This is a genomic window from Acinetobacter baumannii (assembly GCF_009759685.1).
GTDB classification, from domain to species: Bacteria; Pseudomonadota; Gammaproteobacteria; order Pseudomonadales; family Moraxellaceae; genus Acinetobacter; species Acinetobacter baumannii.
Window position 1 is genome coordinate 3462933 of the sequence record NZ_CP046654.1, and the last position, 13250, is coordinate 3476182.

Sequence of the window (13250 nt, forward strand, 5' to 3'; positions counted from 1 at the left end):
TTGGAGAAAGACCATGAAATATGACCTGAACAAAAAAGTTGTTTTAATTACAGGAGCCGCTGGAGGGATTGGTGCAGCAACAGCCCGTGAATTTTATGCATTAGGTGCAAACTTGGTACTCACCGATATGCAACAGGAAGCTGTAGATAAACTTGCATCTGAATTTGAGGCGTCTCGTGTTTTACCTTTAGCGCTAGACATTACTGATGCAGTAGCCACAAAAGATGTAGTCCAGAAAACAATAAAACACTTTGGACACCTTGATATAGCTTTCGCCAATGCAGGTATCTCATGGCGTGATGGTGCTTCGACAATTGCTAGCTGTGATGAAGCTGAGTTCGATAAGATTGTTGAAGTTGATTTACTTGGTGTCTGGCGCACAGTTCGTGCTGCCTTACCAGAGGTGACTCGCAACGAAGGACAAATCCTCATAACCTCTTCTGTTTATTGCTTCGTCAATGGAATGGCAAACGCTCCATATGCGGCTTCAAAGGCAGCAGTAGAAATGCTCGGACGCTGTCTCCGTACAGAGATTGCATATACTGGCGCAACAGCTAGTGTTGTCTATCCGGGCTGGACAGCAACACCAATCGCTAAGGTTGCCTTTGGGGGTAATGCAACTGTAACGAAGATGATTGAAGCAGCATTTCCAGCATGGTTACGCAAGCCTATTTCTCCGGAATATATGGCGCAAACAATTGTAAAAGGTGTACAGCGCCGACAGCCACGGATTTTTGCTCCAGTGCGCTGGGTTCCGTTCTCGATATTACGCGGAATGTTTAATGCAGCTAGTGATGCAATGGTTATACGCCACAAGAAATTGCAGGGATTACTTCAACAACTTGAAAGTGAATCTAAACCTGCCCAGAAATAATCCATTGCCTTAAAGCTCATTTATAAAAATGTCTGGAAATCTGATATGTCTAAATACAAATTAAAAGATAAAGTTGTCGTAATTACAGGTTCAACAGGTGGACTAGGACTTGCGATTGCTCAAGCATTACAAGCCAAAGGCGCAAAACTAGCACTCCTAGATTTAGACCTTAACAAAGTTGAAAGTCAGGCAAAACAGCTAGGTGGAAAAAGCATTGCCGCAGGTTGGGTAGCAGATGTACGTTCTTTGGAAAGCCTAGAAACTGCTATGGCAAATGCAGCTCAACACTTCGGTAAAATTGACGTGGTGATTGCAAATGCTGGCATAGGCTCAACGGAAGCACTAGAACATATGGCTCCTGAAACCTTTGAGCGAACCATCGATATTAACCTGACTGGAGTATTTCGTACTTTCCGCGCAGCTATACCCTATGTAAAACAAACTCAGGGATACTTACTGGCTGTATCTTCAATGGCAGCTTTCGTACACTCCCCATTAAACACTCACTATACTTCGAGTAAAGCAGGCGTTTGGGCTTTATGTGATAGCCTTCGTCTAGAATTAAAATATTTAAATATAGGTGTTGGTAGCCTTCACCCAACTTTCTTTAAAACACCATTAATGGACAATATTCAAAATGACCCAGCAGGTAAAGCTGTGTGGAAAGGTAACTCGGGTATTTGGAAATATATCTCTATTGATGAAGTTGTCTCGGGTGCAGTTGAAAGCATAGAACGGCGTAAAGATATGACCGTTATACCTAAAATCAATACTCCGATTGCTAAAGCACCCGCATTGTTTAGAAATGTGATTGAGTTTTTAGGTTTCAACCGTAAACAACTTAAACAGACCATGCTTTTGGCAGAAAAAAGTCACAATTCATTTTAAATCTTTTAAAACACGGATGTTGTCGAGATATTCGTGTTTATTTAATTAAGAAATTTATATATTGATTTTAAATTTCAACAGATAGAAAATCACTCACAATCATACATAACTATAAGAGTTCTTATGCTTCCTAAGCAGAACAAGAATATAGCCCTCTCCTACATTCTTCCTTTAATTTTAGTTATTGGCTTCTATGCCCTTTTGCGTCTATCTATTCTTCCTTATATTTATACCCAGCAAGCACAGCATCAACTTTTAACAGCCAATAATCAAATAACTGAGATTTATTGGAAAGAGCCAGACCTCTTAGCCGATAAAAAGTATCCAGCAATTATCTTTTTACATGGTATTCAAAAAGACAAACAAGGTGCTAAAGCCTTTGTACGCTCTGGCTTGTTAAATGAATATAGTAAAAAGAACTTTTTTAGTTTTGCTGTATCTATGAGTGGATATGGTGAGTCATCTGGAAAATCAGATTTTTGTGGTAAAGCCTCACAAACTAATCTTGTACAAGCCATTAATTTTGCTCGATCACAACCTCATGTTGATCCAAACAAAGTTGCAGTGGTTGGGATTAGTTGTGGGGCTTCCATAGCGAATGTTGTGGCAAATTCTGGAAAGATAAACGCTTTGATTTTGGTATCTGGATTTTATGATTTTAAAGGTATGTATGCCGAGTGGAGTTCTCACACTAGAACACTACCGTCAAATGTTATGAATGAGATAAATGAATCTATTACTACTGAAAAGAATATAGAAACTGCATCCGCAGCTAGATCATCATTACCAATTTCATCTCATTATCCTCCTACTCTTATATTAGTTAGCACCAAAGACCCAATTGTTGACCCAAAGCAAAGTATTCAGCTACATCAATTACTTGATAGTAAAGGTATTCCAAACACCGTAGAACTTATACAAGATGCCAAACATCCTGTGCCTGCTAATGTGTGGAAAATTAAAAGTGATTCATTTTTGGAAAAGACTTTGAATATGGAAATTAAGTAATAAATGAGATACATTTTTTAATTTACTCATCTAATGCATCTTAAACATTTAATTAATGAGAATTTGTATATATCATAATCCCTTCAATAATTTGGTCCGAATATTCTTCTGAATAAGCAGTCCTATAATTTGTTGATATTTCTGCAGGAATAATTTCACCAAACATATCGCTATCTTGTTTATATTCTAAATAGTGCGCATCACATGAAAAATAGAAATTAAAATCATCTTTCACTAAATCTAAGCGATCACCTATCCCTAAAAGACCTAATAGTTTTCCGTTATATCCTTCACCAAGAAAAATTCGTATTAATTTCTTTGAATTTCCATCAAATGTTAACGTAACACTACTTTCCCATGAACAATAAATTTCGTTAATCCACTCCTGCCACGGCAATAATTCATATCTATGAAGAACTAACCAAATATTTTTCTCTTGAGCAGATTCAAATTCCTCCATTCCCACATCTCGAAATAGCGCCGAATTTCGAAACTCATCAAAATCCATTCCTAAAGAAATTCCTGCTGCTTCTTTCGACGGAAGTATATCTTTACTCAAATCGGGCACTAAGTGATTCATTCTTTTCTCAATTTATAATGAACTTATATTCTATATCTACATTATTATCTATTAAAACAAGTTTGATTTAAGAAATAATATTTCTTTAAAATTTCTACTTGTATTTATACAGCTATCCTTAAACCAATAAATTCACTAAAATATAATTAACTCTAATACTTATCTAAAACAATGAACGAAAAAGCAATTAGCCAATATTTAAGTTTTATCCTTAGACACAAACCAGAAGAAATTGGTCTGACATTAGATCGCGAAGGTTGGGCAAATATTGAAGAGTTAATTTCAAAATCACAACCAGTCAAGAATGTAGCTTTAGATGAAGAGATCATTAAAAACATCGTGAGCAATAGCGATAAAAAACGCTTCCAAATTTCTGATGATGGAAAACTTATTCGTGCTGTACAGGGTCATTCAACTACAAGTGTAGATATCACTCTTAACAAACTTAAACCGCCAACTTATCTTTATCATGGTACGGCACAAAGGTTTATAGATTCCATAAAAGAGCAAGGTTTAATTTCGAAAGATCGTCAATATGTCCATCTAACTGAAAATAGAGATACAGCTCTAACCGTTGGTGCTCGCTATGGTAAGCCTGAAATTCTTGTTATTGATGCCTTAAAAATGCACGATAGTGGATTCGAATTTTTCCAAGCTGAAAATGGTGTTTGGTTGAGTAAACATGTACCAATAGAATTTATTGCTTTTCAATAGCAAGAAAACGCACTTATTTACTATTCAATCTTTTGCCAAGTGCATATGTGGTGCGAAAATAAAATGACGAGGTTCTTGGTATTGCATAATTAAAGAACGTAGTTCAGTAATAAATGCCTCTGCTTCTTCTTTGTTAAGATTAATACCAAATGAACAACCATCATCATAACCAATTAAGTGAATAGTACCTTGATGGAACTCTGGCAAAAAAGGTGGATACGCTCCACCACTCCAAGGTCTGTAGACAATCTCTATAATCTTCTGAGTATTAATATCCTTTGTTAACAAATTTTTCCCAAGGCAGTCTTTGGAAATGCGAAGATTATTTTTGGAAATAAAAAATGTTTCCTCGGCATTCTTAGACCATTGTTTATTTTTTCTATATTCATAGTGCTTGTAGAAAAGAAATAATAAAAATAATAGTAGTACAATAAATGTTTGAATCCCTTCATTTTTTGTATATGCTTCAAAAGCAATACATACAAAAAAAATGTCATATGTAATTACTATTACACGGTCCCAAATTATTAAATTTTCTAAATTCTCACCATTCATTTTTAAATGAATCGTAGTTCCCACATCTGAAGTATGTGTTTCAAATTGATTTGGCATCCAATACTCAATTTTCTATGTTTATTGTTTAATAAAATCACTGTACTTATTGAATCTTACTTATTAGTACAGCGCTTAAACTTTCGTTATTGCTATGTATTATAAAATCACCAAGCAGAATTTTATAGCAGTTTAAGTCGACATGTGTCTCTCAATTACCCTCCCAAATGTCACAACAACTGTAATAAAAAATACTCAAGTAATCTCTTCCGTTCATCTGGTTTGTTTGGATCTAGAAGCTGAACCATGCAATCAAACAAGTCTTTTATAATAAATCGCTGTGCCGTCATAGCTGCCGTTTGAACTTAAGGCAAAACTTGGAATTACACCCACACGAACAAATCCAATTTTGCTATATAAAAGCTCGGATACATCACCTTCACGTGTATCTAAAACAAGTAAGCGCAGACTTTTTTCTCGTGCAAAATTTTCGAGTTCATTCATTAGTAATGTTGCTATTCCTTGTTTTCTCGCTGTTGTCAGGACCATGAGTTTTTCAACTTCTGCTCTATGAACGCCGTTCTTTTTACTCACTAAGGATAACTGCACACTACCTATAATCGTTCCTTGTTGAATGGCAATCCATAGACGGTTATTACCATTTGCTAATTTACTGTTAACCTCACGCCAGTAATTTACGACTTCGTTCTTTTCTATCGGAGCCAGAAAACCTATTGAAGCTCCGTTATTTACAGAATCTTCTAACAGTAGCGATAAGCTTTCTTCATAATCACCAATTTCATTTATCTCTAAAATTTCAATATTTTTCATATTTCTGCTCAAAGTTATTCGGAAAATTTTAATATAAATAATAAATGGACTACATTTTTGTAGCCCATTTTCCGTTTTCATCTTAATGATAAAATTAGAAGTTCCTCTCTATGGAGAAACAAATATTTTCATTTCAACATTCTGATTAGATGTTTGGCTATACCATGTGTCTAAAAGTTGATAAGCTTGAACTGTTTCAGCACAAGCCATACTTGGACTACTTAACTGATCCTTAAAATGCTTATATGAAAAAGAATTACCCATGACCAACCATATTTCTTTAGACACCAAAGGATTTTTTCGACGATCATCAATCACTTCAATAACATCTTCTAAAGAATGATGCATATCAAATTTTTTATTAAACAACCGAATACGATTATTTAAACATATTCCTTTACTGTTACCATTTGGTCGAGGCCATGCCCCTTTAATATTTGTAATATTGGCATAACGTGAAGGACTATTATTTAATAAATAATGTAGATTTTTTAGAGCTTGACTTCCCACTTCATATATTGCACCTGCTGAGGATTCCGGTGATTTCGGACTTTTCCCACATTTAACATGTACGAATACAACCTTATCTTTTGAAGATAAAATAAAATCCGCTGGCTCAGTTCCCATATCTGTACATAACATTAGATCTATATTTGGTAAATATTCGAAAAATTGCCCTAAATTATTTAGGCTGACACTCGGATTTTGCACATTAGACATCTGATCAATTAAATAAAAAATTGAATTATTTCCAAAAGTTTCAATTGATAAATTATCTTCATCTTTTTCTGTTAAATTAACATTTAACAAACAATCTAATGGAATCACTCCATTCAAAATACTATGATTTAACTCACCTTTTTCCATAGGAAGTTTGTGCTTGTAAAATAATCCATTGATAAAATTTGTTCCATCTTTATATAATAATTTCACACTTTTCCTATTAAATAATTCATTAATATTTACTTCACAACCATCAATAAAAAAACTTACCTCTTCATAACAATGAGCTACAAGCTCTTTTTTATCATCAAAACTAAAAGTTATAAGGCTTTTTAAATTATAAGTTGGTAAGTAAACAGTATACTTATTAGTAGTTAAATAATAAAAATTAAAAAAAGAAATTCCTTTCGAATATTTTTTATAGATAAAGGTATTATCTATTTGCTGTTTAAAACCATTATAGGTAATTTCCAAGATACCCAAAATATCTGAGAAATCTAATATACAAGCTATAGGTTCTTCTTCAGGAGCTTCATCTATAGTCTGTGCGAAAGAATTTAGAAAACGGCTTTTAACTAGTCCGTTTTTATCAAAAGCTATATTTATCTGTTCTAGCCACTCAATAAAATCTTTATAAGTAAAATTATTTTTTTTCTGATCGCAGATTCGCCCAGACCCCACCCCTAAATAAAAAGAAGAATCAATTTTATCATTTTCATTAATATTTGATACTACAGCAGTTGTAACCGCATACATGGAGTTGGTTTGTGAATGATTAGTCGCCTCTAAATCAGGACCTTTTAGGGATATACTTTCTGGCCGACTTTCGCTAAATTGCAGTGCTCGTGTATTAGCCTGTTTTGTTCGGGTTTGTTCTGTTTTAGCTACAACACTAAATAATTTATCGAGATCAATAACTCTGCCAATTTTAAGATCATCTCTATTATTGAATTTTCTCCCTTTACTATCAAAAATTGAAATAATATCTCCTATTTCTCTTATTATCATAATTTCTAAAGATGGTTCAAAAAACAAACTATCTTTGAGAAATTTAGAATTATTAAAACAAACAGATGTAATTACTCCTGATTCAATATCATATTTAGTCAATGCGCCTTCTCGCTGGAACTCCCAATAAAGCTTATCTATACAGTCATTCAAACTAAAATCAGCTAATTTATTATAAAAACAGACTGAGGCGAGCGGAATTTCTAAAGAATTAATAGGGTTAAATTCTTTAAAATTAAATTTTTTCCGATAACAAGAGTCAAAATAGCTATGTTCAGGAAAAACATCTAGATAATTTTCTACTAGAAGAGCAGTATCGAGAGTGTTTAAAAAGCGTTCTGCTGATTCAGGATTGGAAATATACTCATCAAATTCTTGATAATTTCCCCATAAATTATTATTACTTTGAGTTGATATTTCGAATACTGTTGGCTGATAGTTTTGATATATTCTTACTACCCGCCCGATAGTTTGTACTAACTCTTTTCCACTACCTACAGGATAGGTTAAGATCAAAATTTTAGCCTCAGGTAGATCAATACCCTCATCTAATTTTCTTTGATGAATTAAAACTTCGTAATTCAATTCTGCTAAATTTGCAGGAACCTCACGATAAACATCTTCAATCTCTTTATCTTTAAATTGATCATGAATTGCGGCAGTTCTATATAATTCTTTAAATTTTGAAAAAAATATTTCTATATCATGAAATTCTTTACATTTAATGATGCAAACAGCATCGGGTTGTGATTCTTTAATTTTATTTATTTTTTCATAAATAATTGAAAAATCGGTATCTAATTCCATATTTTCTAAAGCTTTAGATAATGTAATTGTCTCAAATATAGGAGCTACAATTACCTTATCTTTTACAGCTTGTTTATAAGTATAAATATAGCTATGTTTTGCATCTATATCAAAACTAAAAAGATCATTCCTATAAGGTGTTGCTGTTATTATTACTTTTCTTGCATTTAATTCTCTAATTGCAGTCCCCCATTTAGGTGAGGGTTCAGCATGTCCTTCATCAATTAATATAAGGCTAAATGTATTTTCTAAAGCTGTTAATTCTTGTTCACTTAGACTTGTAATTTTTTGGAAGGTAGTACAATAAATACCATTATTATCAGTATTATTAATATGGTTAAAGATTTTTTTTATCAAAAATTGCTTATAATCTACATCTTCTTGTAAAATTTTTTGAAAGAATTTTCCTTTCAATTGTTTATATAGCTGATCACATACAGCTCTTCTATGAGTTACAACTAAAATTTTATCGAAAGTAGAAAAATGACCAACCGTACAAATTACACCACTTTTTCCAGCACCTGTAGGAAGGCTAATGAGACAAGATTTTTCGGACATTGACTCTAAATATCGTTGTATGGTTCCAATACTTTCTAATTGACAAGGTCTAAGATTATTAGTTATCAAATCGTTAATTTCTGTAATCATGGCATCTTAAAAATATGTTTTTTTTAAGTTTTATCATAAATTTTCGTTTACGCATAGTATACAAAACGAACGATTAACTAAAGTCTAATGTAATTTTATTAATTATTAAGAGTTTTTATTTTCTTCAACCTCTTGAAATATGAAATGCTAACCCCTAATAAATTAGCCAACAAATAAACACTTTATTAAAGGTTAAACTATGAAGAAATTAATTTTAATACTAACAATCTTTTCAACCACTGTATTTGCTAATGAACAACCAAGGACAAATCAAAATAATATTAAGCAAATAGAACAAGAACAAAAATCAAAGCAACAAAAGGCTTTTGAAGACGGAATCACTTTTGCAAAAGAAAACAAAGAAAAAATTATTCAAAAACAGGAATACAAAGATGGAGAAAAGTTCGCAAAAGAGATGTGCGAACAATATCCTATCCAATGTAATATCAAGAAATAAAGTCATTCTGAAGTTACTGCAACAAATGACACATTGATAATAAATTATCGAAGTGTCATTTGTTAATCCCCCTCAAAAACACCTCAACCATCCTTTCATCAACTTCATCTGAGCTTAAACGCTGCATAATGGCACCTTCAATTAAATATAAAAATAATTTGGCATCGGTAAAGGAAGCATCGGGTTTAAGTACTCTAAGCTGACTATAGATTTCATTGATGAGCCATGTTCTATATCTCACGGCGGTTGTATATGCGTTTGGGTAGGTATTTTTGATTTCAAAAATAGCTTTAAATAACAGGTAATACAGCCCGTCTACATCGGTATGTAAGACGTAGAGTTTCTTGAGTTTATCGATTGCGTTTGTGTCGTGGTCGTATTCGACCATAGCAACCACTTTTTCTTGAAGTCGTTCTTTTTGCACCATTAGGCAGATTTCAATTAACCGTTCTTTAGAGTGAAAGTAGTTATAAAAAGTTGCTTTGGTAATTTCGGATTCTTTTACAAGTCTGTCGACGCCGGCAATATGAAAACCGCGGCGGTGAAATAACTCAATTGATGTATTTACAACTTTTAATGCACGTGTTGGGAGAACTAAATTTGGCATATTTTTACCGTTATAAATTAAATTTTTGTTGTATATAAATGAGATATAAAAAACTGCTGCCTTTTTTGGGAGAAAAAAGGCATAGCAAAGCCCTAAAGACTGTGCCCAGCACATCTCAAGTTTTAGTTGTTCGAAGTTTTAAGTAATAACGAGCTAAAGCCTGAAATAGCCTTACGGCAATCAAGCTGCGTTAAATGTTTTAAGCTGTGTTGTTATAGCTTTTGGCAAGGGTTGCCAAGAAATGATGGATGCGCAAAGCTAACTCCTTATTTATGGAGTTCTGCCAGAGCATAAGATTTATGGTGGCAGAACGAAAGAGGGTTAGCAGACTAGTCACTCAACTAGCACACCCGAAGGTGTCCCTCTCCCGTCCTACCGCTACGGGAGGGAACTGGGAGTTTGCGCACAAAACTATTCCTCAGAAGGAATAAATTCTGATGCGGAGTGAACGGTCTGCTAAAACCGACTGGCAATGTAGGCCAGCCCGCAAATGGTAATCTTCAATATTTGAAGTGTCAATGTGAAATTGGCTAGAAAATATTTAAATAATTATTATTTTTCATTTAATTACATAATTAAGGATATTCTTAAGTAATATTTACAATCTGCTTTTATATCATTAAGTTAAATTTTAAAGTTGCAAAAATTTATATATTAGATTGGTTCAAAAATTATCATTTTAGTGTTCACAAGCGTATGCTTGTGAACGTTTAAGTAGTTACTTACTCGTTTGGCTTTATAATTTTGCTAACAATATGTTCATGCGTAGGTACAAGCCCTGCTTTTAAACCAAGTGGCTTAAACACTTTATCTAACACAGACTGAGTGAGTTTACCTTTATCCTGCTCAATGTCCGTTAAAGTCCGACGGCTTATACCCACCAAATTAGCATATTGTTCTTGAGACAAACCCAACACATTTTTGCGTAAATACGATAGCAATTGCCCCAAAGTAATCTCACTCAACAAATATTGTTTATATAAATCTATAAGAATCTGCTGACGGTCTTGGGTTTGTATTGTTAATTTTTTCATTCGTGTAAATGAGCAATTATTTTCTCAAAAATACTATAAAAATAAGTTTTTGTGAATATATTTGCTCAATTTGATTTATTTTAGATAAAAGTGAGCAAATTTTTGCGCATCTCATATTTATAGATAGCAATAATTTATTTATCCGTTTTCATATGTTGAACATTACATTGTGGAGATTCACCAAACAAACGAGAGTATTCACAACAAAATAGCTTATTCAGTATAAAATTATGACTTAAGCTACCCATCTCGCCCATTAGGCCGTGTCATATACTTAAAGTAATAAGAGCAAAAAATGACTCAAAATAAAGTTGAATTAGCAGAGAAATTGTCAAAAGAGTCTCATCAAGGCCAAAAGTATGGTTCTCATGATTACTTTGATTACCATATTAAAGGTGTGGTCAACTCATTAATTGAGCATCAATTTTCAGAAGTCTATATTATTACAGCCCTTCTCCACGATAGTGTTGAAGACACACCTCTTACCCTAGACAAAATCGAAAGTTTATTCGGAAAAGAAGTCCGTGATGCCGTTGATGCATTAACTAAACGGGAAACGGAAACACGCGAAGAATATTTAATTCGTTGTAGTTCGAATCCGATCGCTCGAGTCGTGAAACTTCATGATGCAGCGTTTAATGCGCACAACTCACATAAAGAAAGTAATCAATCACGAGTAGATTATTATCTTCAAACCATGTTGATTGTTTCAACGGCGCAAGATAGGTTGGAATGAAAGACAACGAAATAAATCCGTTGCCTTTTTATTTTTAAGATTGTGCAAATGCCCAAATGTCTTTTGATGCAATCGTGTCAGATACGAGTCTAAAACTCATAGGCTCTAAGTCTTCATCTACCACAACATAGCCTTTCGAGTTATTTTTTAGCGCATCACACTGATTATCGGTCAGTTGATAGTTTGCTGTATTGGCTAATGCACTTTCAGTAATAACACCCGTAAACACACAATTCGGGTCTTTCGAGACAATTTTGCCTTGTGCATTCACCTCGGCATTGACCGTTGTTCCATCAGGAAACGATAAATCGTAGGTGCCGACCAATTGATTAAGCAAAAGTTTTTGATCAGCAATTTTTTCATAATGTGCTAATTCAACGGTCATCGCCTGATTAGACTGGTTGCTTCGCCAAGCTTTGGTTTTTGTATCATAGCTCATCACAATCTTGGCACGGTTTTCGTCATCATCTAAAACCAATAATTTAGTCCCATCTGCACCAGAATAGTATTTACCCGCCATAGGTAATTCTTGATCGGTTTCGGTACTAATAATATAAGTTCCGACATCTAAGCTCGGTGCTAGTGCAGGTTTTTCAGTCGAGACTTGGTCATCATGATCATTGTCATTACAAGCCGCCAATCCAAGTCCAAGGAGTAAAACCAATAAACAACGTTTCATGGTCTTGTTCCTTACTTGTTAAATAAGCTTTTTAAACGGATTTTAAGCCATTCTTGACCTGCTGGTCGTTGGTCATAAGCAACTTGCATTGCAGTCACAGCAATTTTGCTTTGCATTACAGCGCTTTCATCCGACATTTGAGCGGCAGTTGGTGCTGATGGTGCCGCGTCTATTCCAAGGCCAAATTGATTGTTGCCTTTATTGTCTTTGGTCACTTGGAACTTCAGTTTATATAAGTCATAAGTCCCAATTTTTGAAAATGCAAACGGCGTGCTGGTTGTTAAATTTTTAGGGAAATTCACATTTAGCGTAATGCCTTTTGGCAACAACTGGCCCTTACCTGCCTTAGCTTGTAATTCTTTTAATAACGCTACGGTTTGTTTTGCCACAATTGCAGAGTTAGGGTTGTTTAAAGTTTTGTCATCTACCGTGTTCGTATCGGCGCTTAATGCAATAGACGGAATGCCACGTCCTGCCGAAAACTGTACATTGCCAATGGTGCCAGAGTGTACAACGACTTTTCCGACATTTTGACCTTCATTCGGGCCAGATAAAACTAAGTCTGGTGCTTTACCCCAGCGTTTTGGTGCAACCACATCTAGTCCATAAACTGTTGCCATGACTGGTGTGCCATGTGTGTAGTTCCAGTCGCCATTGGTATAACCCGCTTTGGTAAAAGTTCCAGCCGCAGGTGCACCAATTGGTGCTGCGCCATTGTGACAACCGTTTTCAGCCGCAATTTGCTTATCATTATCCGCGGTAATCGTTGTTGAGCTGTACATCACAATCGCGCCACCACGACCGCTTTGTGGTGAACACGGTACAGACACAACCACGTTATGACCATTTGCTTTTAATTCATCATAGAGTGCTTTGATATTGCTGGTTAGGCCGTCATCGTTAACCAATAAAATATTTAATGCAAAAGCTGGAGTCGTACACAAAGACAGAATAAGGCCGCCCAATAAACTTTTTTTCATCACTTAACTACCATGTTATTAAATTTCGGTTTGTATGGTAGTGGCGGTATATGTATGTTTAGTGACTAAGCATAAATATAACAAAAACCCACTTTCGTGGGCTTCATTAAAATTACTTCAAGTT

Annotated in this window: 14 protein-coding genes and 1 pseudogene; 6 read left to right on the forward strand and 9 right to left on the reverse strand. The window is 34.4% G+C overall.

Translation table 11 applies throughout. From position 1 onward, the window contains the following. Window positions 1–13: 13 nt before the first annotated feature. The 3 genes from GO593_RS16560 to GO593_RS16570 all read left to right on the forward strand — a co-directional run bounded on the left by GO593_RS16560 (window position 14) and on the right by GO593_RS16570 (window position 2770). The gene (locus GO593_RS16560) at window positions 14–874 is read left to right on the forward strand and encodes an SDR family NAD(P)-dependent oxidoreductase (protein ID WP_000872847.1); all 861 of its coding nucleotides are present in this window, start codon (window positions 14–16) and stop codon (window positions 872–874) included. Window positions 875–919: 45 nt separating this feature from the next. Next, window positions 920–1762, forward strand: a complete 843-nt coding sequence (locus GO593_RS16565) for an SDR family NAD(P)-dependent oxidoreductase (RefSeq protein WP_000049718.1) — start codon at window positions 920–922, stop codon at window positions 1760–1762. Window positions 1763–1885: 123 nt separating this feature from the next. Continuing rightward, the gene (locus GO593_RS16570; RefSeq protein ID WP_000937049.1) at window positions 1886–2770 is read left to right on the forward strand and encodes an alpha/beta hydrolase family protein; all 885 of its coding nucleotides are present in this window, start codon (window positions 1886–1888) and stop codon (window positions 2768–2770) included. 52 nt (window positions 2771–2822) lie between these two features. Here GO593_RS16570 and GO593_RS16575 read toward each other — a convergent pair whose 3' ends face one another. Continuing rightward, the gene (locus GO593_RS16575; RefSeq protein ID WP_001016251.1) at window positions 2823–3350 is read right to left on the reverse strand and encodes a hypothetical protein; all 528 of its coding nucleotides are present in this window, start codon (window positions 3348–3350) and stop codon (window positions 2823–2825) included. Between the two features lie 171 nt (window positions 3351–3521). Here GO593_RS16575 and GO593_RS16580 point away from each other — a divergent pair, with 171 nt between their 5' ends. Continuing rightward, a complete protein-coding gene (locus tag GO593_RS16580; protein WP_001002974.1) occupies window positions 3522–4064 on the forward strand; it encodes an RNA 2'-phosphotransferase in 543 nt (180 codons plus the stop codon). A 24-nt stretch (window positions 4065–4088) separates the two neighbouring features. Here GO593_RS16580 and GO593_RS16585 read toward each other — a convergent pair whose 3' ends face one another. The 4 genes and pseudogenes from GO593_RS16585 to GO593_RS16595 form a co-directional block, all read right to left on the reverse strand. After that, on the reverse strand, window positions 4089–4676 hold the full coding sequence (locus GO593_RS16585; RefSeq protein WP_001133593.1) for a hypothetical protein: 588 nt from the start codon (window positions 4674–4676) through the stop codon (window positions 4089–4091). A 170-nt stretch (window positions 4677–4846) separates the two neighbouring features. After that, window positions 4847–4924 (reverse strand): annotated as a pseudogene (locus GO593_RS19190) (TetR/AcrR family transcriptional regulator); the annotation flags it as partial. A 4-nt stretch (window positions 4925–4928) separates the two neighbouring features. Further along, entirely contained in the window at window positions 4929–5447 is a 519-nt protein-coding gene (locus GO593_RS16590) for a GNAT family N-acetyltransferase (protein WP_000789095.1), read from the reverse strand. Window positions 5448–5555: 108 nt separating this feature from the next. Continuing rightward, the gene (locus GO593_RS16595; protein WP_000627233.1) at window positions 5556–8633 is read right to left on the reverse strand and encodes a DEAD/DEAH box helicase; all 3078 of its coding nucleotides are present in this window, start codon (window positions 8631–8633) and stop codon (window positions 5556–5558) included. Window positions 8634–8832: 199 nt separating this feature from the next. Here GO593_RS16595 and GO593_RS16600 point away from each other — a divergent pair, with 199 nt between their 5' ends. After that, window positions 8833–9090 (forward strand): hypothetical protein, encoded by a 258-nt coding sequence (locus GO593_RS16600; protein ID WP_000733606.1) that lies wholly within the window; start codon window positions 8833–8835, stop codon window positions 9088–9090. Window positions 9091–9145: 55 nt separating this feature from the next. Here the strand turns inward: GO593_RS16600 and GO593_RS16605 are convergent, their stop codons facing one another. Together GO593_RS16605 and GO593_RS16610 are read right to left on the reverse strand one after the other, a co-directional pair. Then, window positions 9146–9697, reverse strand: coding sequence for a TetR/AcrR family transcriptional regulator (locus GO593_RS16605; protein ID WP_002134901.1), 552 nt, complete (start codon window positions 9695–9697; stop codon window positions 9146–9148). Between the two features lie 722 nt (window positions 9698–10419). Continuing rightward, the gene (locus GO593_RS16610) at window positions 10420–10731 is read right to left on the reverse strand and encodes a helix-turn-helix domain-containing protein (RefSeq protein WP_000737064.1); all 312 of its coding nucleotides are present in this window, start codon (window positions 10729–10731) and stop codon (window positions 10420–10422) included. 295 nt (window positions 10732–11026) lie between these two features. Here GO593_RS16610 and GO593_RS16615 point away from each other — a divergent pair, with 295 nt between their 5' ends. Next, the gene (locus GO593_RS16615; protein ID WP_000193134.1) at window positions 11027–11467 is read left to right on the forward strand and encodes an HD domain-containing protein; all 441 of its coding nucleotides are present in this window, start codon (window positions 11027–11029) and stop codon (window positions 11465–11467) included. Between the two features lie 34 nt (window positions 11468–11501). Here the strand turns inward: GO593_RS16615 and GO593_RS16620 are convergent, their stop codons facing one another. Together GO593_RS16620 and surE are read right to left on the reverse strand one after the other, a co-directional pair. Beyond that, window positions 11502–12146, reverse strand: a complete 645-nt coding sequence (locus tag GO593_RS16620) for a hypothetical protein (protein ID WP_000817317.1) — start codon at window positions 12144–12146, stop codon at window positions 11502–11504. An 11-nt stretch (window positions 12147–12157) separates the two neighbouring features. Continuing rightward, window positions 12158–13129: a 5'/3'-nucleotidase SurE gene (gene surE / locus GO593_RS16625; protein WP_100244294.1), complete on the reverse strand. Its 972-nt coding sequence runs from the start codon at window positions 13127–13129 to the stop codon at window positions 12158–12160. Window positions 13130–13250 lie beyond the last annotated feature (121 nt).